23 protein-coding genes and 1 riboswitch are annotated in these 22,849 nt (G+C 71.9%); of the genes, 17 read left to right on the top strand and 6 right to left on the bottom strand.

Features of this window, described 5'->3' with window-relative positions; translation table 11 throughout:
• The first annotated feature begins 375 nt into the window (after positions 1 to 375).
• From N553_RS24905 to N553_RS20510, 6 genes are all read left to right on the top strand, one after another.
• Complete coding sequence (locus N553_RS24905; RefSeq protein ID WP_028044998.1) at positions 376 to 837, top strand: hypothetical protein; 462 nt, start codon at positions 376 to 378, stop codon at positions 835 to 837.
• 132 nt (positions 838 to 969) lie between these two features.
• Positions 970 to 1,380 (top strand): hypothetical protein, encoded by a 411-nt coding sequence (locus N553_RS24900; protein WP_028044997.1) that lies wholly within the window; start codon positions 970 to 972, stop codon positions 1,378 to 1,380.
• Positions 1,381 to 1,589: 209 nt separating this feature from the next.
• On the top strand, positions 1,590 to 3,143 hold the full coding sequence (gene guaA, locus N553_RS0101075) for a glutamine-hydrolyzing GMP synthase (protein ID WP_051639972.1): 1,554 nt from the start codon (positions 1,590 to 1,592) through the stop codon (positions 3,141 to 3,143).
• Between the two features lie 30 nt (positions 3,144 to 3,173).
• Positions 3,174 to 3,575: a DUF3817 domain-containing protein gene (locus N553_RS0101070; RefSeq protein ID WP_028044995.1), complete on the top strand. Its 402-nt coding sequence runs from the start codon at positions 3,174 to 3,176 to the stop codon at positions 3,573 to 3,575.
• 12 nt (positions 3,576 to 3,587) lie between these two features.
• Positions 3,588 to 4,712, top strand: coding sequence for a glycosyltransferase family 4 protein (locus tag N553_RS0101065; RefSeq protein WP_028044994.1), 1,125 nt, complete (start codon positions 3,588 to 3,590; stop codon positions 4,710 to 4,712).
• A 142-nt stretch (positions 4,713 to 4,854) separates the two neighbouring features.
• Positions 4,855 to 5,379 carry a hypothetical protein gene (locus tag N553_RS20510; RefSeq protein ID WP_051639734.1) on the top strand — a complete coding sequence of 175 codons (525 nt, stop codon included), beginning with the start codon at positions 4,855 to 4,857 and terminating at the stop codon, positions 5,377 to 5,379.
• A 46-nt stretch (positions 5,380 to 5,425) separates the two neighbouring features.
• Here the strand turns inward: N553_RS20510 and N553_RS0101055 are convergent, their stop codons facing one another.
• Both N553_RS0101055 and N553_RS0101050 read right to left on the bottom strand, forming a co-directional pair.
• Positions 5,426 to 6,106, bottom strand: coding sequence for a hypothetical protein (locus N553_RS0101055; RefSeq protein ID WP_028044993.1), 681 nt, complete (start codon positions 6,104 to 6,106; stop codon positions 5,426 to 5,428).
• Positions 6,103 to 7,605: a PspC domain-containing protein gene (locus tag N553_RS0101050; protein ID WP_028044992.1), complete on the bottom strand. Its 1,503-nt coding sequence runs from the start codon at positions 7,603 to 7,605 to the stop codon at positions 6,103 to 6,105. Before N553_RS0101050 ends, N553_RS0101055 begins: the two co-directional genes overlap by 4 nt.
• 136 nt (positions 7,606 to 7,741) lie before the next feature.
• Between N553_RS0101050 and N553_RS20505 the strand changes: the two genes are divergently transcribed.
• From N553_RS20505 to pcrA, 5 genes are all read left to right on the top strand, one after another.
• Complete coding sequence (locus tag N553_RS20505) at positions 7,742 to 9,046, top strand: ATP-binding protein (RefSeq protein WP_034620443.1); 1,305 nt, start codon at positions 7,742 to 7,744, stop codon at positions 9,044 to 9,046.
• A complete protein-coding gene (locus N553_RS0101040) occupies positions 9,043 to 9,699 on the top strand; it encodes a response regulator transcription factor (protein WP_028044991.1) in 657 nt (218 codons plus the stop codon). Before N553_RS20505 ends, N553_RS0101040 begins: the two co-directional genes overlap by 4 nt.
• A 43-nt stretch (positions 9,700 to 9,742) precedes the next feature.
• Positions 9,743 to 10,093, top strand: a complete 351-nt coding sequence (locus N553_RS0101035) for a hypothetical protein (protein ID WP_028044990.1) — start codon at positions 9,743 to 9,745, stop codon at positions 10,091 to 10,093.
• 34 nt (positions 10,094 to 10,127) lie between these two features.
• Complete coding sequence (locus N553_RS0101030; protein ID WP_028044989.1) at positions 10,128 to 10,610, top strand: DUF456 domain-containing protein; 483 nt, start codon at positions 10,128 to 10,130, stop codon at positions 10,608 to 10,610.
• Positions 10,611 to 10,671: 61 nt separating this feature from the next.
• Positions 10,672 to 13,173: a DNA helicase PcrA gene (gene pcrA / locus N553_RS0101025; RefSeq protein WP_028044988.1), complete on the top strand. Its 2,502-nt coding sequence runs from the start codon at positions 10,672 to 10,674 to the stop codon at positions 13,171 to 13,173.
• A 24-nt stretch (positions 13,174 to 13,197) separates the two neighbouring features.
• Here pcrA and N553_RS0101020 read toward each other — a convergent pair whose 3' ends face one another.
• From N553_RS0101020 to N553_RS0101010, 3 genes are all read right to left on the bottom strand, one after another.
• Positions 13,198 to 13,581, bottom strand: a complete 384-nt coding sequence (locus tag N553_RS0101020; protein ID WP_156043652.1) for a hypothetical protein — start codon at positions 13,579 to 13,581, stop codon at positions 13,198 to 13,200.
• A gap of 103 nt (positions 13,582 to 13,684) precedes the next feature.
• Complete coding sequence (locus N553_RS0101015) at positions 13,685 to 14,233, bottom strand: Clp protease N-terminal domain-containing protein (protein WP_028044986.1); 549 nt, start codon at positions 14,231 to 14,233, stop codon at positions 13,685 to 13,687.
• Positions 14,233 to 14,445, bottom strand: coding sequence for a hypothetical protein (locus tag N553_RS0101010; RefSeq protein ID WP_028044985.1), 213 nt, complete (start codon positions 14,443 to 14,445; stop codon positions 14,233 to 14,235). Before N553_RS0101010 ends, N553_RS0101015 begins: the two co-directional genes overlap by 1 nt.
• A gap of 184 nt (positions 14,446 to 14,629) precedes the next feature.
• On the opposite strand from N553_RS0101010, the gene N553_RS23995 reads away from it, so the two are divergent.
• From N553_RS23995 to N553_RS20495, 4 genes are all read left to right on the top strand, one after another.
• On the top strand, positions 14,630 to 16,174 hold the full coding sequence (locus N553_RS23995) for an OmpA family protein (RefSeq protein ID WP_081844305.1): 1,545 nt from the start codon (positions 14,630 to 14,632) through the stop codon (positions 16,172 to 16,174).
• Between the two features lie 155 nt (positions 16,175 to 16,329).
• A complete protein-coding gene (sucC, locus tag N553_RS0101000) occupies positions 16,330 to 17,511 on the top strand; it encodes an ADP-forming succinate--CoA ligase subunit beta (RefSeq protein WP_028044984.1) in 1,182 nt (393 codons plus the stop codon).
• Positions 17,512 to 17,539: 28 nt separating this feature from the next.
• On the top strand, positions 17,540 to 18,427 hold the full coding sequence (gene sucD, locus N553_RS0100995; protein WP_028044983.1) for a succinate--CoA ligase subunit alpha: 888 nt from the start codon (positions 17,540 to 17,542) through the stop codon (positions 18,425 to 18,427).
• 136 nt (positions 18,428 to 18,563) lie between these two features.
• The gene (locus tag N553_RS20495; protein WP_051639732.1) at positions 18,564 to 19,868 is read left to right on the top strand and encodes a DUF6350 family protein; all 1,305 of its coding nucleotides are present in this window, start codon (positions 18,564 to 18,566) and stop codon (positions 19,866 to 19,868) included.
• 1 nt (position 19,869) lies between these two features.
• On the opposite strand, the gene N553_RS24895 is transcribed toward N553_RS20495, so the two are convergent.
• Positions 19,870 to 20,412, bottom strand: a complete 543-nt coding sequence (locus N553_RS24895) for a hypothetical protein (protein ID WP_156043651.1) — start codon at positions 20,410 to 20,412, stop codon at positions 19,870 to 19,872.
• Between the two features lie 94 nt (positions 20,413 to 20,506).
• On the opposite strand from N553_RS24895, the gene purN reads away from it, so the two are divergent.
• Both purN and purH read left to right on the top strand, forming a co-directional pair.
• Positions 20,507 to 21,142 carry a phosphoribosylglycinamide formyltransferase gene (purN, locus tag N553_RS0100980; RefSeq protein ID WP_028044981.1) on the top strand — a complete coding sequence of 212 codons (636 nt, stop codon included), beginning with the start codon at positions 20,507 to 20,509 and terminating at the stop codon, positions 21,140 to 21,142.
• Positions 21,143 to 21,146: 4 nt separating this feature from the next.
• Positions 21,147 to 21,234, top strand: a riboswitch (ZMP/ZTP riboswitch).
• 33 nt (positions 21,235 to 21,267) lie between these two features.
• A complete protein-coding gene (gene purH / locus N553_RS0100975; RefSeq protein ID WP_028044980.1) occupies positions 21,268 to 22,842 on the top strand; it encodes a bifunctional phosphoribosylaminoimidazolecarboxamide formyltransferase/IMP cyclohydrolase in 1,575 nt (524 codons plus the stop codon).
• The last annotated feature ends 7 nt before the right edge of the window (positions 22,843 to 22,849 follow it).

Genomic DNA, 22,849 nt, shown 5'->3' with positions numbered 1-22,849 from the left:
ACGTTACGGGCGGGTACCGACAAGCACCGAAGGCTTATCGCACGGTCCGCCCGCCGCGCCACCCGGCTACGTCGACCTGCGAGCCCTCGGTCAGATCGCAACGGGTGAGGCTTCCGACGGCCCTCATGCCGATCCGGTGCACCGAGCTCGCACGGCGCAGCATCAGAGCACGGGCGGCGGGAGCCGGGCGAGCATGCCGCGCAGTCGGCCCATGCAGGTGCCGACAACCAGCACAGTGGTGCCGTCAAGGCCGGTTTCGTCCCGTCTACGACGGTGCGCCCGGAATGCTAGCCTCCGGCGACGACCGTTCAGGGGGACGACCGTCGTTCGTCCGGTGAAGGGATGCCACGTCGACATGTCGCTGAAGGTGAGCCCGTGACGGCCGTGGGAGCCGTGACGTCGGGTCCGCCCTCCGGAGGCCAGGCCGTTCTCATGCTCGGCGTGATGGTCGTCTTCGCCATCGCGTGCGCCGGTGCGTTCGCCTACACCTACAGCCGGCACCGGGTGTTCACCAAGGGCCTGCGCGGCACCGCGGTCGTCATCGACGTGCAGCCCACGTTCCTCATGCAACGCCGCTCGGTCATCGAGAGGCCGACCGAGCGTGTGACCGTGGCGACGGCAGCGTGGCCCCGTGGTCACGCGGTCGACCAGAAGCTTCCCGCCGGGCAGTACTGGGTCGGTCAGGTCGTCCCGGTGGTTCAGGCGCCCGGACGGCCCGAACGCATCTTCCTCGACCGGCCGGACCTCGAACGCTCGACTTTCGGCGTGTACGTGCCCCTCGGCATGCTCGTGATGATCCCCGTGATCGTGTACGCGGCATTCACGAGTCCGTCGTGAGCTGGCGGGCGTCACGCCGACGCCTGCCCGGTGGGACGGTTTCCCCACGCAGCGGCGAACCGGTGTTCCGGCGGATGGCCATGGCGCTGGTGGGGCTCGAGGCGGGCCCGACGTGCTCGTAGGCCGCCGCACGTGACCCGTTTCGTCCTGCTCGCGTCGCTCACGGTCTGTGGACTGTTCGCCGCAATCGCGCTCGCCTCGCTCGCTCGTCGTCGCCGGTTCGCCAACGGGCTGCGGGGCACGGCGGTCGTCGTCGACGTCCGGCCCGTGCCACGGGTGCGGGGCGGCTGGGTCCAGCCGCGGAACACGGACATCGTCACGGTGGCGACCGCTGCGTGGCCGCGCGGGGTCCCGGTACGGCAGGAGCCGCCGTCCCACGAGTGCCGCGTCGGGCAGGTCGTCCCTGTCGTCCAGGAGGCCGGCCGGCCGGACGTCCTCTACCTCGACCGAGCGGATCTCGAGCCGCCACTGTCGAGCGTGCTGCGGCCGGTCGGGTTCCTCCTGGTCGCGCCGGTGATCCTCGTCCTCGGTCTGACGCGCTGAGCTCGTCTCGACGAAGGGCCCGGGCGGCACCCCGATCGTGTTCGTCGTCGCCGAGGCGCCCGCCGGCGAGCTGGGCGCTCCGTCGGTCCAGGCCTGCCCCGCGTCGTCGAGAGCCCGTGACGTCGCGGTCCGCGTGGACGGGAGCACGGCACGCCTCGGTGCCCGACTACCCTGAGCCCGTGACGCAGACGCCCCCGCCGCCCGCCACCATGGACCACCGACCGGTCCTCGTCGTCGACTTCGGAGCCCAGTACGCGCAACTGATCGCGCGCCGGGTGCGCGAGGCCAACGTCTACTCCGAGATCGTGCCGCACACGGCCTCGGTCGCTGACCTTCTGGCCAAGAACCCGGCGGCGATCATCCTGTCGGGTGGCCCGTCGTCGGTGTACGCGACCGGTGCTCCCTTCGTCGACCCGGCCTTGTTCGAAGCCGGTGTCCCCGTGCTCGGCATCTGCTACGGGTTCCAGGCGATGGCCGCGGCGCTCGGCGGGACCGTCGCGCAGACCGGCCAGCGTGAGTACGGCGGTACGGCGGTGTCGGTCACCTCGGAAGGGACCGTCCTGTCGGGGAGCCCCGAGAACCAGACCGTGTGGATGAGCCACGGCGACGCCGTGCACGCCGCGCCCGAGGGCTTCGAGGTGCTCGCGACGTCTGCCGGCAGCCCGGTCGCGGCGTTCGAGGACCGGTCGCGCCGCCTGTTCGGCGTGCAGTGGCACCCCGAGGTGAAGCACTCTCCGCTCGGTCAGCAGGCGCTGGAGAACTTCCTCTACGAGGGCGCGGGCCTGGCGCCGGACTGGAACGCCGGGAACGTCGTCGCGGAGCAGGTCGAGAAGATCCGCGCACAGGTCGGGTCGGCCCGCGTGATCTGCGGGCTCTCCGGCGGCGTGGACTCGTCGGTCGCCGCGGCACTCGTGCAGAAGGCGGTCGGCAGCCAGCTCACGTGCGTGTTCGTCGACCACGGTCTGCTGCGGTCCGGTGAGGCCGAGCAGGTCGAGAAGGACTTCGTCGCCGCCACGGGCGTGCAGCTCAAGGTGGTCGACGCGCGCGACCGGTTCCTGCGCGCGCTGGCCGGGCACACCGACCCCGAGACCAAGCGCAAGATCATCGGTCGCGAGTTCATCCGTGTGTTCGAGGACGCGGCGCGGGAGATCGTGGAGGGCAGCGACGAGGAGGTCAAGTTCCTCGTCCAGGGCACCCTGTACCCCGACGTCGTCGAGTCGGGCGGCGGCGAGGGCGCGGCCAACATCAAGTCCCATCACAACGTCGGCGGGCTTCCCGACGACCTGCAGTTCTCGCTCGTCGAGCCGCTGCGCACCCTGTTCAAGGACGAGGTCCGGGCGGTCGGGCTCGAGCTCGGCGTGCCCGAGGGCATCGTCTGGCGGCAGCCGTTCCCCGGACCCGGTCTGGGCATCCGGATCATCGGCGAGGTCACGGCCGAGCGCCTCGACATCCTGCGTGCCGCGGACGTCATCGCGCGCGAGGAGCTGTCCCGCGCCGGGCTCGACCGTGACATCTGGCAGTGCCCGGTGGTCCTGCTCGCCGACGTCCGCTCGGTCGGTGTCCAGGGAGACGGCCGCACGTACGGCCACCCGATCGTGCTGCGACCGGTCTCGTCGGAGGACGCGATGACCGCGGACTGGACGCGCCTGCCGTACGACGTGCTGGCCGTGATCTCGACGCGCATCACGAACGAGGTGCCGGAGGTCAACCGGGTGGTCCTCGACGTCACGAGCAAGCCGCCGGGCACGATCGAGTGGGAGTGACCGGTCCTGCGCGTGGGGGAGAATCGCCACATGACTGAGTCGGTTGCGACGAACAGCAAGGCGGACGCCTGGCCACGCAAGGCCGCGGGCGCGTTGCTGCGGTACCGGATCATGGCGTGGGCCACCGGGACGATGCTGCTCCTGCTGTGCCTGGAGCTGATCCTGAAGTACGGCCTGCACGCCAACGGAGTAGGCGCGGACGGCCACCCGAACCCCGTGATCGGCGCGTGGATCGCCTATGCGCACGGCTGGCTCTACGTGGTCTACCTCGTGACCGTGTTCGACCTGTGGTCCAAGATGCGCTGGCGGGTCGGACGGCTCGTGACGATGGCGGCCGCTGGTGTCGTGCCCGTGATGTCGTTCGTCCTCGAGCGCAAGGTCCACGCGCAGGCCGTCGCCCGCATCGAGGCGGCCAGCGGCGCGGTGTCGTGAAGCGAGGGTGACGTGCTGATCGCGCACGTCAGCGACTGCTACGCGCCGCGCACCGGCGGCATCGAGTCACAGGTCGGCGACCTGGCGGCCCGACAGGCCGCAGCCGGGCACGAGGTCCACGTCCTGACTGCCACGCTGGGCGCGGCGGGGGAGCGCGGCGGCGTCGTCGACGTCGAGAACGGTGTCCACGTCCACCGGCTCGGTGCGCGCCTGCCGTTCGACCTGCCCGTGAACCCGGTCGGCCCACGGCTCCTGCGCGAGGCCTTCCGCGCGCTCGCGCCGGACGTCGTGCACGTGCACGCCGGGGTCCTCTCACCGTTCGCGTACGATGGCGCGCGCATCGCACTCGACCTGCGCCTGCCGACGGCGATCACCTGGCACTGCATGCTCGACGGCGTCGTCGGTCCGCTGAGAGCCATCGTGAGCCGGACCCGGTGGAGCCGGACGCCCGCCGCGTTGAGCGCGGTGAGCCACGAAGCAGCCTCCCGGGTCCGCGACGTCTTCGGCGGGGAGGTGGCGGTCATGCCCAACGGCATCGACGTGGACGCGTGGGCGCCCGAAGGACCGAGACCTGCGCACCGTTCCCTGCGGCTCGTGTCGACCATGCGGCTCGCGCCGCGCAAGCGAGCGGTGCCGCTCGTCGAGCTGGTCGGGTCCGCCGCCCGCCGGCTCCCGGCAGAGGCGCTCCGACTCTCGATCATCGGCTCGGGTCCGGCGCAGGCGCGCGTGGCGGCGGCGATCACGGCACAGGGCCTCGACGGCGTCGTCGACCTGCGCGGGCGGCTGACCCGTCCGCAGGTCCGCGCGGCCTACGCGGACGCCGACGTGTTCCTCGCACCTGCCGAGCTCGAGGCCTTCGGCATCGCCGCGCTCGAGGCCCGGACCGCGGGTCTGGTGGTGGTCGCGCGTCGTGGGACGGGCATCGCGGAGTTCGTCGAGGATGGTGTGGACGGGTTCCTGGTGGCCGACGACGCCGAGATGGCGGAGGCGGTCGTGCGGCTCGCGTCGGAACGCGAGGTCTTCGAGGGAATTTCCGCACACAATCGGTCGATCCCACCTGCATTCGGGTGGGACGACGTCCTCGGAGCGGCCCAGGCGGAGTACGCCCGCGCGCGGAGTTCTGCGCGCACCCCCTGACCAGGCACGCCGCAGAATTAGATGGTTCGGGCGTTTCAGGACAATTGTCGCTAACGTGGTCGTGTTCGGGCTTTCTGGCATGAGCTGCGGTACTCATCAGGCCCTGTGCCCATGTCCCGCAGCGGGACTCGGAAGGGTAGAAATGACGACGACGACTGAGACCGAGGGGTCCAAGGGGGTCCGCGTCATCGGGCTCATCACCCTCATCCTGGGCATCATCTTCATCGTTGCCGGTATCGGGACATGGGTGGCTATCGCCAACAACCTCGCTGCAGAGAACATCACCGTCTCCGACGACGCGAAGGCGTTCGGCGGGGAGCTGGTGGACACGCCGTGGGAGGCGTGGTTCCAGGCCGACATCATCAACCACCACGCACTCGAAGCGACCGGTGGCAAGACCTACGCCGAGCTCGGACAGGACGACCCGGTCCGGCAGACGGCCATGACGGCCTCGTTCCTTCGGGCGTCGCTGTTCACGTCCGTCGTCGCGTTCGGCGTGGCGCTGATGGCAGTCGGAATCGGCGTGGTGTTCGCGCTCATCGGCTGGGCGCTGCGCCGCATCGGGATCGTTCCCGCAGTCGGCACGGTGTCGGCTGCACCCGCACCCGTCGTCGCGTCCCGACCCGCCGCGCCGACGACCCCGCCCGCTCCGCCCGCGGCAGTCTGACCCACGCCGACGTCCGGTCCCCACCAGGGGGACCGGACGTCGGTGGTCAGCGTCGGGCGTGTCGTGCGCCCGAGACGATGGAGCCGACCAGAAGTGCCGTGCCGGCGACGGCCAGCAGGATGATCAGGGCCAGCTGGAAGTCGATCCGAGCGCCCGAGGCCCAGGCGATCACGCCGAGACCGCACGTGGCGAGGATCAGGCCCCACACGACGGTGCCCACGCGAAGCCTGCGAGGTCCGGGCTCGGTGACGATGCCGGGTTCGACGACCTGCGGTTCGACCACCACGGTCGCGGTCGGGGCTGCGGAGGGCTGCTCTCCGTAGGACTGACCCGCGTACGACTGGGTCGATGCGGCTGGCGGGTACGGCTCGGCGGGCACCGCTGCGAACCCACCGAGCGGGTCGGCCTGGTGCTCGGCGGTGGGCCGCGGGTCGTGGTCGAAGGTCGGCTCGTCGTCGGCGGTCGGCTCGTCCTCGACCACAGCGATCGCCTCCGTCTCGTCGACGGGATCCAGCGTCTGCGTCTCGGCGACGTCGACGGTGGCCATCGAGGAGGTCTCCGTCTCATCGACAGGGTCGATCGGTTGGGTCGCGGTGATACCGACGGTATCCGTCGACGGATCCTGCGTCTCATCGAGGGCGTCCATGCGCTGGGTCTCCGTCTCGTCGACGGCGTCCATCGGCTGGGTCTGCGTCTCGTCGGCGGGCGCGTTGTTCTCGGTGCTCATGGGGTCTCCTCCCCGGGCTGAGCCGGCACCGCTGGTGCGGGCGGCAGGGGTCGCGTGTCGGATGTGCGGGAGTCGATGATCTGGACCTGGCCGGCACCGACGCGGATCTGGAGCTCGAGCTCGGGGTCGCTGCTGCCCGTGCTGAAGTCGTTGCCGTCGTCGATGGCGACGCCGTCCTGCGAGCGGTGGTCGCCGTCCACGTCCCAGGTGATCTCGCCTGCACCGATGTTGACGTCGGCGTCGACGTCGGCGCCGTCGGGGACGACCACCGTGAGGTTGCCGGCGGCCAGGGCGATGGGGACGACCAGCGTGTCGTCCGTCATCGGGACCGACGTCAGGTCGATAGTGACGTCGCCGAAGCCCATCGAGTACCCGTCAGCGGCGTCGGAGCGGCTGCTGACGGCGACGTCGGCGGCGTTGAATTGACGTTCGCCGTCGCGGCTCCAGAACGAGCTGGCGCTCGTCGCGACGCCGAGCGGCACGGACGCCAGGAGCCCGAGGACGGCCAGGGCGCCGAGCGCTCCGCTGGTTCGGCCGCGCAGGCCGGAGACGATGATTCCCAGACCCGCCAGGACGATCGCGATGCCGAGCGACGTGAGCGCGACGGGCCCGTCGAACTCGCCCGAGCGCTCTGCGACCATCAGCGTCGCGAGGGCGAGCAGGCTGAGCGCGACGACGACCCCGAGCGCTCCCGCACCCGCACCGGGCGTCCGCGTCCGCGGCGGCCGCGGGGGCTGCTGGTGGCGTACCTGCTTCGGCTTGGTGGGCGGCGGTGGGACGTACGCCGGGGGCGGTGCGTAGGTGGGCGACGCGTACCCGGGCGCTGCGTAGGCCTGCGGCGTGTATCCCGGTGCCGCGTAGGTGCGCACCGGCTCGGGCGGCATCGCGTCGACGGGTGCAGACGATGCCGGCGGCGTCGCCGTGCTCGCCGCGTACGTCGTCGCGGCCTGCGGACCGGCGTGGCCTTGGCCCTGGCCGGCGAAGGGTGCGGCCGGCTGGGGCCCGCCGTAGGTCTGGGGAACGGGGCGTGGGTTCTGGTTCACGACCACGAGCACGATCGCGGCGATGCCGGCCGCGAACAGCAGCCACAGCAGACCCTGGACCCAACCGGGAGGACCCCAGAAGAAGAACCAGGTGTCGCCACGCCCGAAGCCCACCAGCACGAACGCGAGGGCGCCGAGCAGGGCGATGTCGAAGCGGCCGAGGATCATCTCCTCGGTGTGGATCCGTCCGTCGCTCCGCTCGGGGAGCAGGGCCCAGGCGATGCCGTAGGCGATGAGACCGAGCCCGCCGAGGAGCAGGGACGCGGCGAACACCCCACGGACCAGCAGGGGGTCGATCCCGAACCTGTCGGCGATGCCGGAGCTGACGCCGGCGACCCAACGGTCGTCGGCTCGCGTGATCCCGGTGCGGCGTACCGCGGCGAAGAAGCCGTCGGCGGGGTGGGCCGCCGCAGCGGGTGCCGGTTGCTCCGGCATCGGGGGGGTGCTCGTGTCCATGTCTCGATCCTGGTGGCCCGAGCGTGCCGGCGGCATCGGGTGTACCCCTGAGAGCACCCTGATCCTGCACGTCCCGATCCCTGAAGCGGCCCCGAGAAGCGCCCCTGGTGGTGGACGGACGTGTGACGATCGGAGCGTGGCAACCACTGAACCGCTCGTCGCCCCGCGACGGCTCCCGCTGCGCCGCCCCGTGCGCGGGCGTTGGTTCGGTGGCGTCGCGCTCGGGCTCGCGGCGCACCTCGACCTGCCCGTCGGGCTGGTGCGGCTCGCGTTCATCGTCCTGACGCCGGTCGCGGCCGTCGGTCCGGTGCTGTACGTGTTCTGGTGGCTCGCGATCCCGGCCGGCGACCCTGCCGCGGCCGCGCGCGACGTGCGGCCGAGCGCCTTGACCAGGCTGGCGCGGCGGCAGAACGTCATCGAGCCGGGCCGCCGGATCCCCGTCACCGACATCGCGATCGGCGCCGTGCTCGTCATCGCGGCCGTGCTGCTGGTCGCCGTCCGTGCCGGTGCGGACGTCGAGGCGGACTGGTTGCTGCCGGCGCTGATCGTGCTGTCGGGTCTGTGGCTGGCGTGGAGCCAGCTCGACGCGGCGCAGCGTGACCGCCTCAGGGACCGCGCCGGCGGGCGGACTCCGGTCAGCGTCCTGCGCGTGGCGGGCGGCATCCTGCTGGCGGGCGTCGGGGTGCTCCTGTTCATCGGGCTCGGGTCCGGCGAGGGCGTCGAGCCGGCGACGCTCGCGCAGTCGATCATCGCGGCGGTCGTGATGCTCGGCGGGGTGGCCCTCGTGCTCACCCCGTGGTGGTTGCGGCTGGTCCGCGAGCTGGGCGACGAACGGGCGGCCCGCGCGCGCGAGTCGGAGCGTGCTGACATCGCCGCCCACCTGCACGACTCGGTCCTGCAGACGCTCGCGCTGATCCGCCTGCGCGCCGACGACTCCGCGGAGGTCGCCCGGATGGCGCGCGCACAGGAACGCGAGCTGCGCGAGTGGCTCTACGACGATCGCCCGGCGCCGGGCACGTCGGTGGCGGCATCGCTGCGCGAGATCGTCGCGGAGGTCGAGGACTCCCGGTCCGGGCCGTCCGGCGACCCGGTCGCGGTCGAGGCGGTCGTCGTGGGGGACCGTGTCCCGGACGTCGACACGGAGGCCCTGCTGCAGGCGACTCGTGAGGCGCTGGTGAACGCGGTCGTGCACGGTCTGCCGCCGGTCTCGCTGTACCTGGAGGTCGGGGCGTCGCAGGTCGAGGTGTTCGTGCGGGACCATGGCGAGGGGTTCGACCTGGAGGAGGTCGCGTCCGACCGGTTCGGGGTGCGCGAGTCGATCATCGGCCGCGTGCGTCGTCGCGGTGGCACCGCGACGGTGACGTGCAAGCCGGGGCGCGGCACCGAGGTCCATCTGCTGGTTCCGGTGAGCTCCGGTCCGGACGAAGGGGAAGAGCGATGAGCGACGTCGTCGACGTGGTGCTGGTCGACGACCACCACATGTTCCGTACGGGTGTGAAGGCGTCGCTGGATGCCGGTGTCCGGGTGGTGGGGGAGGCGGACACGGTCGACGAGGCGATCCGGCTGGTGCGCTCGGTGCAGCCGCCGGTGGTCCTGCTGGACGTGCACCTGCCCGGTGGAGACGGTGGTGGCGGGGCGGAGGTCATCCGCGCGTGCACCGACCTGCTGGCCACGACGAGGTTCCTCGCACTGTCGGTCTCCGACGCCTCCGACGACGTGGTCGCGGTGATCCGCGCCGGCGCCCGGGGCTACGTCACCAAGAACATCGACGGCCCGGACCTCTCCGACGCGGTGCGTCGCGTGGCTTCCGGGGACGCCGTGTTCTCCCCGAGGCTCGCGGGGTTCGTGCTGGACGCCTTCGGGTCGTCGGCCGGCGACGTCGCGATCGGTGACGACGAGCTGGACCGGCTGTCGGCCCGCGAACGCGAGGTCATGCGGCTGATCGCACGCGGCTACTCCTACCGTGAGGTCGCGTCCGAGCTGTTCATCTCGATCAAGACCGTCGAGACCCACGTCTCCGCGGTCCTGCGCAAGCTCCAGCTGTCCAGCCGCCACGAGCTGACCCGCTGGGCCGCGGCGCGCCGCCTGCTCTAGCGACCCGGCATTTATCTGACTGCGCGTCAGATAGGCTCCTCGCATGCACCTCGTCTACGAGCTCCTCGTCGTCCTGCACCTGCTCGGCTGGGCGATCGTGCTGGGCGGCACCCTCGTCAGCCTGCGTGAGCCCCGCATCGCCCCCGGGGTGCTGCACGGCATGCTGACCGCGCTCGTCACCGGTATCGCGCTCGCGGGACTCGCCTCCGCCGACGGCTGGACCGACCACGACCCCGACAGCACCAAGCTCGCCGTCAAGCTCGTGATCGCGCTCGTCGCGACCGTCCTCGTGGTGCGCGGTGTGCGCAAGCCCACGGTCGTCACCCGTGGCTACCTCGGCGCGATCGCCGGTCTCGTCGCGGTCAACGTCGGGATCGCCGTCATCTGGCACTGAGCCGGGGCCGCCGCACTGATCTAGGGTTCCCGCCGTGGGAACCCTCGGAGAGGTCGTCGTCGGACTCGTCGTGCTCGTCGGACTCGTCGGGATCGTGGTGCAGGTCCTGCCCGGGCTGTTCCTCGTCGCGGGGGCCGTGGTCGCGTGGGGGGTCCTGACCGGGGGCGCCGTCGGCTGGACCGTCGTCGTCTTCACCGTGCTGGCCACGGGGGCGGCCTTCGTCGGCCAGTACCTGCTCGCCGGTCGGCACCTCAAGCGCGCTGGTGTGCCCTTCGTCACGATGGTCGTCGGCGGGATCCTCGGGATCGTCGGCTTCTTCCTCATCCCCGTCGTGGGGCTCCTGGTCGGCTTCGTGCTCGGCGTGTTCCTCGCGGAGTGGCTCCGTTCGGGGGACCACCGCACCGCGTGGCGCTCGACCGTCGCTGCCTTGCAGGCGACCGGGCTGACGATACTCGTCGAGCTGGCGGGAGCCCTCATGACGACCACCGCCTGGATCGTCGGACTCCTCCTGACCTGAGCCCCTGGGCGTCCACAGCGAGGCCGTCGATGTGGGCGGCGGCGCCTACTCTGGGAGTGCCATGACCTCGCTCTTCGACAGCCTCTCGCTCTCCGTCCCCGGCGTGCCCTCACGGCCGCCCCGGGACGCGTCCGCCATCCTCCCGTCGGGTCTCGCGCCACGTACCTCGGACGAAGAGGCCGAGGCTGAGGCGCAGGAACGCCGGGCGCGTCAGCAGGCCAGGGCCGACGCCCTGGTCGACGGGCTGAACCCTCAGCAGCGCGAGGCCGTCCTGCACCATGGCGGGCCGCTGCTCATCGTCGCCGGCGCTGGGTCGGGCAAGACCCGGGTCCTCACGCACCGCATCGGGTACCTGCTCGCCACGAGGCGGGCGCGGGCCGGTGAGGTCCTGGCGATCACGTTCACCAACAAGGCCGCCGCCGAGATGCGCGAGCGCGTCGAGCAGCTCGTCGGGCCGGCGGCCGGTCGCATGTGGGTGTCCACGTTCCACTCCGCGTGCGTGCGCATCCTGCGCCGCGAGGCCGGGACGCTCGGGCTGCGCTCCAGCTTCTCGATCTACGACTCGGCGGACTCGCAGCGGCTCCTCACGCTCGTCGCGCGCGAGCTCGACCTGGACCCGAAGCGGTACCCGGCCAAGGCGCTCGCGAACAAGATCTCGAACCTCAAGGACGAGCTGGTCGACCCGGAGACGTTCGCGGCGACCAACGGCAACGGCGCGACCAACGACTTCGACGCGGCGCTCGCGCAGGTCTACACGCGCTACCAGGCGCGCCTCAAGCAGGCGCACGCGCTCGACTTCGACGACCTGATCATGAGCACGGTGCACCTGCTCCAGGGGTTCCCGGCCGTCGCGGAGCACTACCGCCGCCGGTTCCGGCACGTGCTCGTCGACGAGTACCAGGACACCAACCACGCGCAGTACGTGCTGGTCCGTGAGCTCGTCGGCAACGGCAGACCCGACGACGAGGTGCCGCAGGGCGAGCTGACCGTGGTCGGGGACGCCGACCAGTCGATCTACGCGTTCCGCGGGGCATCGATCCGCAACATCCTCGAGTTCGAGGCCGACTACCCGGACGCCCGAACCATCAAGCTGGAGCAGAACTACCGTTCCACGCAGAACATCCTCTCGGCGGCGAACGCCGTGATCAGCCGGAATCCCGGCCGCGCAGGCAAGCGACTGTGGACCGACTCAGGCGCCGGTGCGCAGATCGTCGCGTACGTCGCGGACACCGAGCACGAGGAGGCGCGGTTCGTCGCCGAGGAGATCGACAGGCTGGGTGACGCGGAGAGCGTGCGCCCTGGCGACGTCGCCATCTTCTACCGCGCCAACGCCCAGTCCCGGGCTCTGGAGGAGGTGCTCGTCCGCGTCGGACTGCCCTACAAGGTGGTCGGTGGGACCCGGTTCTACGAGCGCAAGGAGATCAAGGACGCGATCGCGTACTTGCGCGCGATCGCCAACCCGGACGACGACGTGAACCTCCGCCGGATCCTCAACGTGCCCAAGCGCGGGCTGGGGGACAGGTCGGAGGCGATGGTCGCGGGCTTCGCGGAGCGCGAGCGGATCTCGTTCGGCGCTGCCCTCGAGCGTCTCGACGAGGTGCCCGGGCTGGGGACGCGGGCGATCGTCGGGATGGGATCCTTCGCCGAGATGATGGCCGAGCTCCGCTCGCTCGCCGCCGAGGCGGGGCCCGCGGAGGTGCTCGGCGCGGTGCTCGACAGGTCGGGCTACCTTGCCGAGCTGCGGAGCAGCGACGACCCGCAGGACGCGTCGCGCGTCGAGAACCTCGCGGAGCTGCACGCGGTCGCCTCCGAGTTCTCGCAGAGCGACCCCGAGGGCGACCTGGCCGACTTCCTGGAACGCGTGTCGCTCGTGGCCGACTCCGACCAGATCCCGACCCCGGACGAGGCGGACCCGGAGGGCCCGGTGCGGCCCGACCCGGGCGTCGTCACACTGATGACCTTGCACACCGCGAAGGGGCTCGAGTTCCCGGTCGTGTTCCTGACCGGCATGGAGGACGGAACGTTTCCCCACCTGCGGTCGCTGTCCGACTCCGACCAGCTCGAGGAGGAGCGACGGCTGGCGTACGTCGGCCTGACCCGGGCTCGCGAGCGGCTCTACATCTCGCGTGCGGCGGTCCGCACGGCTTGGGGCGTGCCCAACGAGTTCCCTCCCAGCCGGTTCCTCGACGACCTTCCGGACGAGCTCATCGATTGGCGTCGTCGCGAGTCCTCGACGTCGCAGCTGCGTGGCGGCTGGGGATCGGGCTACGGGACGAGCGGCGGGTACCGCAACCAGTCCTCGGGGGCCAGCTATCGCAAGCCGGACCGGGAGGCGCGTCCCGCGCTGCCCTCGACCGGTGCGACCTTCGGGTCGGCCACGCCGCGCCCGGACTCCGCGATCCCGCAGCTGGCGATCGGCGACCGGGTCACGCACGACTCCTACGGCCTGGGCACTGTCGTCGCTATCGAAGGGGCGGGCCCGAACGCGGTGGCCAAGGTCGACTTCGGAACGGACGGCGTCAAGCGTCTGCTGCTCCGCTTCTCGCCGGTCACCAAGCTCTGAGGGTGACCCTGCCGTGAGGCCCGGTCAGACGTACCGGTGCAGCTCGACGGCCTGCTCGTAGCTCAGCGACGGCACCTGGCGGCGGATCTCCGTGATTCCCGCGGACTCGCCATGCTCTGCGCGTGCCCGGTGGACCAGCGACACGTCGAGCGACCTGCGCGCCTCGTCGAGCGGGCTCGTGCGGGGGCGCTGGCGCCGTCGGTCGCCGCGTACCGTCAGCGCCCAGCCGCCGAGCAGGACCGCCACCAGGACGACCACGGTCGTGACGGTCGCCGACAGGTTGTCGGTCGAGACGTACACCAGGGCGGCGAGCGCGAGCACGCCGATCCCGAGCACGGTCGCCACGGACCGACGGCTCATCTTCGGGCCACGACCCGGCCCGCCCCCAGGAACGCTCTGTGCCATCACGCGCCGAGCGTACGTCGTCCGCCCGGGCGGCCCGGTGTGCCGTCCGCTCGTGGAGGGCGGGGCGGTCGCGGTGGGCGGAACGTGCCCGACGACGGCAGGAAGATCACGGCCGGCCCACGGGGGACTCCGCCCAGGCGACCACCACGGCCGTCCGGATGTCGTCGTCGGCGAGCCCGAGCGCGTGCAGTGCCGCGGCGGCATGCGCATCGTCGAGCCGGACGACCGCGAGCAGCAGGTGGCCGGTGTCGATGCGGTTGTGCTTGTACCGCAGGGCCTCGCGCAGCGAGAGCTCGAGCAGCTTCTTGGCTTGCGCGTCGAACGGCTTGCGCCCGCCGGACCGCGGAGCCGCTGCGATGTCGTCGAGCGCACCGGCGCCGAACGCGGCGTCGACCTGGGCCCGGACGGCTTCCAGGTCGATGCCGACGCCGGCCAGGGCGTCGGCATCGAGGCCGTCCGACGGGATCGCCCGCACCGCGGACCGCAGCCGCGCCCGGTCGACGCCGAGCTGCGACAGTGCCCGTGCCGCGACGGAGTCAGGGCTCCGGACGGCGCCGAGCAGCACGTGCTGGGGACCGATCCGGTCGGCGCCGGTAGCCTCCTCGGCTGCCTGGGTGACCGCGTCACGCGCGTCGCTCGCGAATCTCTCGAACATCAGCTGAACCTCTTCCCGTACTTCTTGTGGACCGCCTGGCGCGACACCGCGAGCTCCGCGGCGACGTCCTGCCACGACCAGCCGAGCTCGCGAGCGCGCTGGACGTGCAGCGCTTCGAGCCGGTCGGCGAGTGCGCGAAGCGCACGCACGGCGCGTAGACCCTCGGCCGGCTCGGAGGCGCCGGCTGCTGCCGTCATCAGTTCTTCGGACATGGCTGTCAACTTACATTGACACTCTCGTGCCGTCAACTGCGGTTGACACCGGGCCGCGCGGTCGGGCCGTAGCGCCTGACATACTCGGCACTCACCGCGGCATCACCGGGGGTGCGCGTGACCCCACCGGGGGCGCGTGACAGTGGGCTTCAGGGGCGGCAGCAGCGTGCGAAGAACATCGATCATGGCCGCGTTGGTGCTCGCTGCGGCTGCGCTGACGGGCTGCACGGGAGGCAGTTCCCCCGATCCCGCGCCGGGGCAGCGGACTCCCACCGCCGGACCGTCGCCCTCGCCGGTGGCCATGACCGTGACCCACTCGATGAGCGTCAACGGGGTGCTCGTCGACGTGGAGGTCGGTCCGGTAGCGGTCGCCGACGGTCTCGGCGTGCTGAGGCTCGCGGCGCCGAACACCGCCCCCCATCTCGCCTTGGACATGTGGGACGTCTTCGTGGGCACCGGAAGCGTGTCCGCCTCCGGGGTCCGTCTCGTCGACCTCGAGGCCGGAACGGTCTCGCTCCCCACGCCTGATGAGCACGGCGTCGCCGCGTCGGGCTCGGGTTCGCCTGGCGGTCCGGCCACCGACGCAGCCCAGGCCGCTGCGGGCGAGGGCGTCGAGATCCTGTACACGACGTACACGGCGCCGACCGGCTCGACGGTCGACGTGGTCCTCACGCAAGGCGGAGTGGTCCACGACGTCCCGGTCGTCGATGCGGCGGATGCGGGCGAGCTCACGGTTCCCGTCTCGGAGATCACCGACGACGTCGTCACTGCGCAGCCGGTGGCCACGCTCGAGTCGTTCACCGCGCAGGCGGGTGGCGCCGTCCGCACGCGTGAGACGCAGGAACAGGTGCAGGTCGAGCTCGGGTCGGACGTGCTGTTCGCTGTGGACTCCGATCAGCTGGGCCCCGATGCCGGTGCCGCCCTCGCTGCGGTCGCCGCACGGATCGAGAGCGCACCGGGCGGTGCGCTGACCATCGTGGGTCACACGGACGACGTGCTGGACGAGGGCTACAACCAAGCGCTCTCGGAGCGGCGTGCCCGGTCGGTCGCTGACGGCCTCGCCGGGCTCGTGGCGCTGACCCGGTTCGACGTGACGGTCACGGGCGTGGGCGAGAGCGAACCGGCCGTCGACGACACCTCGGACTCGGCCCGGGCGCTGAACCGACGGGTCACCCTCACCTTCGCGCCGGCGCGGGAGCCGGCCGAAGCCACGCCGGTCGAGGGGCAGGTGCCCGACGCGACAGGTCCGGTCGCCTCCGGCACGGAGCCGGTCCAGGCCGTCGTCTCGTGGGACGGTGACACGTTCTCGGTGGCGGCGCAGGAGGTGCGGCGGGTCGGTCGCTTCCTCGTCGGGCAGCTCCTCGTGACCAGCACCGGCACGGAGGAGCCGCTCAACGGGGGCGCGCTTACTGCGGGCGCCTTCGACCCGCGGGGCACGTTCGTGCCGAGGCTGCAGGCGGCGGCGAACAACGTGACGCTGCTCGTCGGGGACACGCGGTTCTACCCCGTCGACTACCTGGACGGCGACCGCCGGGACGTCCTGGCCGATCGCAACCTCAACGGCATAGAACCCGGCACGGCACGCGTCGTCACGGTGGTCTGGGGTGACCCGGGTGGCGACACCGTCATCATCGACGCGCCGGGAATGAGCCACGTAGTCGGCGGCACGGTCATCGACGACGGCGGCGCGCCGTTCCGCCTCACCGACGTCCCGGTGACCGAGGGCTGACGGAGAGCAGAGGTGCGCGCGTGGGCGCTCCGGCGAACGTCGCGCACGCCACATCTCTCGACGTCGAGGCATCTCGCCCCTGCCGCTACCATCGACCGGGGCGTTTCGGCCGTACAGAGGCCGTCGAGCGCCGGTGATGAGAGGACCCAGACCAGGTGGACCTGTTCGAGTACCAGGCACGTGACATCTTCGAGAAGCACGGCGTCCCCGTGCTGGGTGGCGTCGTCGCCACCACCACGGAGGAGGCCCGCGCCGGCGCGGAGCAGCTTCTGGGTGGACAGCCCGGCGTGGTCGTCGTCAAGGCGCAGGTCAAGGTCGGCGGCCGCGGCAAGGCGGGCGGCGTCAAGCTCGCGCGATCCGCGGACGAGGCGGCCGAGAAGGCCGACGAGATCCTCGGCATGGACATCAAGGGCCACACGGTCCACCGCGTGATGATCGCGGCCGGTGCCAAGATCGCCACCGAGTTCTACTTCTCCCTGCTGCTGGACCGCGCCGAGCGTCGCTACCTGGCGATGTGCTCGGTCGAGGGCGGCATGGAGATCGAGCAGCTCGCCGTCGAGCGCCCGGAGGCCCTGGCCAAGGTTGCTGTCGACCCCCGCACGGGCATCGACCAGGCCAAGGCCGACGAGATCGTCGCGGCAGCAGGCTTCACGCCCGAGCTCGCCCCCAAGGTGGCCGCGGTCCTGCAGACGCTGTGGACCGTCTACAAGAGCGAGGACGCCACGCTCGTCGAGGTGAACCCGCTCGTGCTGACCGAGGACGGCGAGATCGTCGCGCTCGACGGCAAGGTCACGCTGGACGAGAACGCCGGCTTCCGGCACCCCGACCACGAGGCGCTCGAGGACTCCGCCGCGGCCGACCCGCTCGAGGCGCGCGCCAAGGAGAAGGACCTCAACTACGTCAAGCTCGACGGTTCGGTCGGCATCATCGGCAACGGTGCCGGGCTCGTCATGAGCACGCTCGACGTCGTCGCGTACGCCGGCGAGCAGCACGGTGGCGTCAAGCCGGCCAACTTCCTGGACATCGGTGGCGGCGCGAGCGCCGAGATCATGGCCGCCGGTCTGGACATCATCCTCACGGACCCGCAGGTCAAGTCGGTGTTCGTCAACGTCTTCGGCGGCATCACGGCGTGCGACGCCGTCGCGAACGGCATCGTCGCGGCCCTCGAGATCCTCGGCGACGAGGCCTCCAAGCCCCTCGTCGTGCGTCTGGACGGCAACAACGTGCTCGAGGGGCGCGCGATCCTCGCGGCCGCCGGCCACCCGCTGGTCACCCTCGCCGAGACGATGGACGGCGGCGCCGACAAGGCAGCCGAGCTCGCCCACGCCGCCGCCTGACCGACCTGACTGACAGAGAGAGAAGCACATGGCGATCTTCCTGACCGAGGCATCCAAGGTCATCGTCCAGGGCATGACGGGGGCCGAGGGCCAGAAGCACACGACCCGCATGCTCGCGTCCGGCACGTCCGTCGTCGGTGGGGTGAACCCGCGAAAAGCAGGGACGGCTGTCGCTTTCGGCTCGGGTGACACAGCCGTCGAGGTGCCGGTCTTCGGCACCGTCGCCGAGGCCGTGGCCGCGACGGGGGCCGACGTCTCCGTGATCTTCGTCCCGCCGGCGCACACCAAGGGCGCCGTCGTCGAGGCGATCGAGGCAGGTGTCCCGCTCGTGGTCATCATCACCGAGGGCGTCCCGGTGGCCGACACCGCTGAGTTCTTCGCGCTGGCGCAGGAGAAGGGCGTGCGGCTCATCGGCCCCAACTGCCCCGGCCTGATCAGCCCCGGAAAGTCGAACGTCGGCATCATCCCGGCCGACATCACGGGCCCCGGACGCGTCGGCCTGGTCTCCAAGTCCGGCACCCTGACCTACCAGATGATGTACGAGCTGCGGGACTTCGGGTTCTCGACGGCCATCGGCATCGGCGGCGACCCGATCATCGGCACCACGCACATCGACGCGCTCGCGGCGTTCGAGGCGGACCCCGACACCGAGGTCATCGTGATGATCGGTGAGATCGGTGGCGACGCCGAGGAGCGGGCGGCCGCGTACATCAAGGAGCACGTGACCAAGCCGGTCGTCGGCTACGTCGCGGGCTTCACCGCCCCGGAGGGCAAGACCATGGGCCACGCCGGCGCCATCGTCTCGGGGTCGTCCGGTACCGCGCAGGCGAAGAAGGAGGCCCTCGAGGCCGCCGGTGTGAAGGTGGGCAAGACCCCGTCCGAGACCGCGGCGCTCGCGCGCGAGCTCCTGGCCTGACTCGTCCACGAGAGGCGCCGGTCCGAGGTGGGACCGGCGCCTCTCGCGTACCCGGCCGACGCGGTGTGGTCTTTGCCGCGCCGACGCGCCGAGCCGGCTACGCCGCAGCGGCGCGTGCGGCGGCGACCATGGCTGCGTGAGTGCCAGCCGTAGCGACCTCGACCGCACGCGCCCGCGGTCCCGGGGGCGACGCCGGCCGGACCGCTCCGAGCAGTTCTTCACGAGCGCGCTGGACGGGGCGCCGCGCTGGGTCGCGGGAGTCCTCTCGGCGCTCCAGGGCGCGCTGCTGTCGTTCCTGGTCATCGTGCTCCCGGCGATCGCGGCCTACGTGGCCACGTCCGCCGACCCGTCCAACGACGGTGTCGGATGGTTCCGCTCGGTGGGTGTGGGAGCGTCGATCTGGCTCCTCGGGCACGGTGTCCCGGTGGTCGTGGGTCCCGTCTCGGTGACGATCGTGCCGCTGGGCGTGACAGCCCTTGCCCTGTTCACCTGCTACGCGTCCGCCCGCCGGTCCGGCCTCGTGAGCTGGTCCGGCTACGGCGCGGGCGTCGCTGCGTACGTGGTGGTCACGGTGGCTGTGGCGTTCCTGGCGGGGGTCAGCGGTCTCGGCGTCGCCCGAGCGGTCCTCGGAGGACTGGCCGTCGCCGGGACCGGGACGGGAGCCGGTCTGCTCGCCCGTCCCGAGGCGCCTGCGTGGCGTGACCTCACGAAGCCCGTCTGGGGGCGTGTCCCGTCGGCGATCCGTACCGGCGCCGCCGCTGGCCTGCTCGGCCTGGCGCTCGTGTTCGTCGTGGCCGCCGCCGTCACCACGCTGTGGGTGGTTGCGGGGCGTGCCACGATCGGCGACGTGGTGCGTGGGCTGGGCCTCGACGCGGTCGGGGGGATCGTGCTCGCCGTCGCGGAGATCGCGTTCGTGCCCAACCTGGTGGTGTGGGCGACCGCCTGGCTCAGCGGTTCGGGGTTCTCTGTCGGGTCCGGCACGCACTTCGCTCCTGACGCCGTCGTCGGCGGCCCGCTGCCCGCTCTCCCGCTCCTCGGGGCGCTCCCGATGCCCGACGTCGTCGGTCCGGCCACGAGCATCATCCCGATCGTCCTGATCGGCGTCGGCGCGGTGGTCGGGCTCCACGTCCACCGGAGGCTGCAGGCAACACGGTGGTGGGAGGTGCTGGCCGCCTGCGGGAGCGCGGCGCTGACGGTGGGCGTCCTGCTGGGCCTCCTCGTCGCTGCGGCGAGCGGCAGCGTCGGTCCTGGGCGGCTCGCACACGTCGGCGCATCCGCGATCCTGGTCGGGCTGCTCGTCGGCGCAGGCGTGCTGTGCGGAGCGCTGCTCGTCGCCGTACCGAGCGAACCGCTCGTTCACGCGCGGGTCCGGCGGCTCGTCACCCACCTTCGACGTCGCGACGTCGCACCTGAGCCGCTCGTCGACGAGCTGGTCGACTGACTCAGCCGCGCTGGCCGAGCCGGTCGCGCAGCTGGTTCAGCTCGTTGCGGTAGTCGGCCTCGCACGCCGTTCGTGCCGAGACGGTCAGTGCTCCGTCGAGGCAGGCCTGCCGGTCGAGCTCGGTCTGCAGCGCGAACAGGGGAGCGGCCGTCGCCATCGACCACAGGAGTGCGATGCCGAGACCCGCCGTGAGCATGACCGGCAGGGTGCCCCGTACGTGCGCCCGCCCGGCCACGACCAGCGCCCAGACGCCGATGCCGAGGGCGACCAGACCCAGGGCGCCCGCTGCCAGGGAGTACGGCAGACGCATCATGCTCACCAGCACGGACGCCAGCACGGTGAGCGCGAATGCTCGCGCGATCCGAGCCGCTCGGGCCGCCCCGGCGGGATCGGTCGGGACGCGGCTCCGTACGGGCGTCGGCGAGCCGTGCTGCCAGGCCTCGTGCGCGGAGGGCTGCCGGCCCTGATCCTGCGTGGGCGCGTCCGACTGCTCCCCGCCCGGCTGGCGCGGGCGGTCCTCGGGGGGCGCGTACGGGTTGCTCACGCCTGCATTCTCGCCCACGGACGCCGCGACGCGGACACCCGCTGACCGGCGCCCCGCTGCCGAGGCGCCCTGCACGCGCGGGTAGGGTCGGCGCGTGAGTCAGCCACCTTCCCCGCCCACCCGCAGCTCCGGTCGGCTCGTCGTCCTGGTGTCCGGAACCGGCTCGAACCTTGCGGCGCTGCTCTCGGCGCACGACGACCCCGCCTACGGAGCTCGCGTGGTCGCGGTCGTCGCGGACCGTCAGGGGATCCGCGCCCTCGACATCGCGGCGGAGGCCGGCATCCCGACGGCGGTCGTCTCGGTCAAGGACTTCGAGGACCGTGCCGCGTGGGACGCCGCGATCGCCGAGACGGTGGCCGTGTTCCACCCGGACCTCGTCGTCCTCGCAGGCTTCATGAAGCTCTTCGGGACGACGTTCCTCGAGCGGTTCGGTGGACGGATCATCAACACGCACCCCGCTCTGCTGCCGGCCTTCCCGGGGGCGCACGGGGTCCGGGACGCACTCGCGTACGGCGCCAAGATCACCGGCTGCACGGTCATGGTCGTGGACGAGGGCATCGACACGGGCCCGATCCTGGCGCAGGCCTCCGTCCCGGTGGAGCCGGACGACGACGAGTCGACGCTGCACGAGCGGATCAAGGTCGTCGAGCGGTCGCTGCTCGTGGACTGGGTCGGACGCATCGCACGCGGGGGTCTGACGGTCGAAGGGCGCCACGCGACCGTCGGCTAGACTCGGCCGCGGTCGTGACTGGCGCAGGTGGGTTCAACCACCGGGAAGCGGCCGCAGTTCCCCGCCACGCACCGCCCGCCTGGGTGCATGGGTCCGTTGTTCCGACCCATCCTCCGGGAGCTCCTGTGACCTCTGTCCGTCCTGTGCGCCGCGCCCTCGTCTCGGTCTACGACAAGACCGGCCTGATCAGCCTCGCGGGTGCGCTCCACGCCGCCGGTGTCGAGATCGTCTCCACCGGTTCCACTGCGTCGACGATCGCCGCGACGGGCGTGCCCGTCACCCGCGTCGAGGACCTCACGGGCTTCCCCGAGTGTCTCGACGGACGCGTCAAGACGCTGCACCCGCGCGTGCACGCGGGCGTCCTCGCGGACACGCGGCTGCCTGAGCACCTGCGCCAGCTGGACGAGCTCGGCATCGCGCCGTTCGAGCTGGTCGTGGTCAACCTCTACCCGTTCACCGCGACCGTGGCCTCCGGCGCGTCGCCCGACGAGTGTGTCGAGCAGATCGACATCGGTGGTCCCTCGATGGTCCGCGCTGCCGCGAAGAACCACCCGAGCGTCGCCGTCGTCGTCGACCCCGCCCGGTACGACGAGGTCGTCGAGGCGGTGCGCTCCGGCGGGTTCACGCTCGAGGCCCGCCGCCTGCTCGCGGCCGACGCGTTCGCGCACACCGCCGCGTACGACACGGCCGTCGCCTCGTGGTTCGCGGGGTCGTACGCGCCCGACGACGAGAGCGGCTTCCCGAAGTTCACCGGCAGCACGCACCTGCGCGGCGAGGTCCTGCGGTACGGCGAGAACCCGCACCAGCGGGCCGCGCTCTACCTCACGCCCGACGGCGCGGCCGGTCGAGGCCTGGCCGGGGGTGAGCAGCTGCACGGCAAGGCGATGAGCTACAACAACTATGTGGACGCCGACGCCGCCTGGCGCGCCGCGCACGACCACGACGCCCCGGCGGTCGCGATCATCAAGCACGCCAACCCGTGCGGGATCGCGGTCGGCGCCGACGTCGCCGACGCACACGCCAAGGCCCACGCGTGCGACCCGGTCTCAGCGTTCGGCGGTGTCATCGCCACGAACCGCACGCTGACCGCCGCGGCCGCCGAGCAGATCGCCCCGGTGTTCACGGAGGTCGTGGTCGCACCGGACTTCGAGCCCGAGGCCGTCGAGATCCTCAGCCGCAAGAAGAACATCCGGCTGCTCAAGGTGCGCGGCCTCGAGGCCGCCGCCACGGAGCAGCGCCCCGTGACGGGTGGGCTCCTCGTGCAGCAGGTCGACCGCGTGGACGCCCCCGGGGACAACCCGAGCACCTGGACGCTGGCGGCCGGCCAGGCGGCCGACGACGCGACGCTCGCCGATCTCGTCTTCGCCTGGCGTGCGGTGCGCGCCGTGAAGTCGAACGCGATCCTCCTCGCCGACGGAGGTGCGTCGGTCGGCGTCGGCATGGGCCAGGTCAACCGGGTTGACTCGTGCGCGCTGGCGGTGGCCCGCGCCAACAGCGGTGACATCGAGCGCGCCCGGGGTGCGGTGGCGGCCTCCGACGCCTTCTTCCCGTTCGCCGACGGCGCCCAGGTGCTCATCGACGCCGGAGTGCGCGCGATCGTGCAGCCGGGTGGCTCGGTGCGTGACGAGGAGGTCGTCGCGGCGGCGCAGGCGGCCGGGGTGACGCTGTACCTGACCGGCACGCGGCACTTCGCACACTGAGGTCGTC

Origin of the sequence: Cellulomonas sp. URHE0023, assembly GCF_000688475.1 — a bacterium.
Taxonomy (GTDB): domain Bacteria; phylum Actinomycetota; class Actinomycetes; order Actinomycetales; family Cellulomonadaceae; genus Cellulomonas.
The sequence above is the reverse complement of the archived record's forward strand: the minus strand, read 5'-3'. Positions and strand labels throughout refer to the sequence as shown.

Excerpts from the sequence above, each read along its gene's own strand:
- N553_RS20510 (WP_051639734.1), top strand. The coding sequence starts at position 4,855 with ATGACGACGACGACTGAGACCGAGGGGTCCAAGGGGGTCCGCGTCATC.
- guaA (WP_051639972.1), top strand. The coding sequence starts at position 1,590 with ATGGACCACCGACCGGTCCTCGTCGTCGACTTCGGAGCCCAGTACGCG.
- N553_RS0101040 (WP_028044991.1), top strand. The coding sequence starts at position 9,043 with ATGAGCGACGTCGTCGACGTGGTGCTGGTCGACGACCACCACATGTTC.
- N553_RS0101035 (WP_028044990.1), top strand. The coding sequence starts at position 9,743 with ATGCACCTCGTCTACGAGCTCCTCGTCGTCCTGCACCTGCTCGGCTGG.
- N553_RS0101015 (WP_028044986.1), bottom strand. The coding sequence starts at position 14,233 with ATGTTCGAGAGATTCGCGAGCGACGCGCGTGACGCGGTCACCCAGGCA.
- sucD (WP_028044983.1), top strand. The coding sequence starts at position 17,540 with ATGGCGATCTTCCTGACCGAGGCATCCAAGGTCATCGTCCAGGGCATG.
- N553_RS0101070 (WP_028044995.1), top strand. The coding sequence starts at position 3,174 with ATGACTGAGTCGGTTGCGACGAACAGCAAGGCGGACGCCTGGCCACGC.
- N553_RS23995 (WP_081844305.1), top strand. The coding sequence starts at position 14,630 with ATGGCCGCGTTGGTGCTCGCTGCGGCTGCGCTGACGGGCTGCACGGGA.
- N553_RS0101055 (WP_028044993.1), bottom strand. The coding sequence starts at position 6,106 with ATGAGCACCGAGAACAACGCGCCCGCCGACGAGACGCAGACCCAGCCG.
- N553_RS0101010 (WP_028044985.1), bottom strand. The coding sequence starts at position 14,445 with ATGTCCGAAGAACTGATGACGGCAGCAGCCGGCGCCTCCGAGCCGGCC.
- pcrA (WP_028044988.1), top strand. The coding sequence starts at position 10,672 with ATGACCTCGCTCTTCGACAGCCTCTCGCTCTCCGTCCCCGGCGTGCCC.
- N553_RS0101050 (WP_028044992.1), bottom strand. The coding sequence starts at position 7,605 with ATGGACACGAGCACCCCCCCGATGCCGGAGCAACCGGCACCCGCTGCG.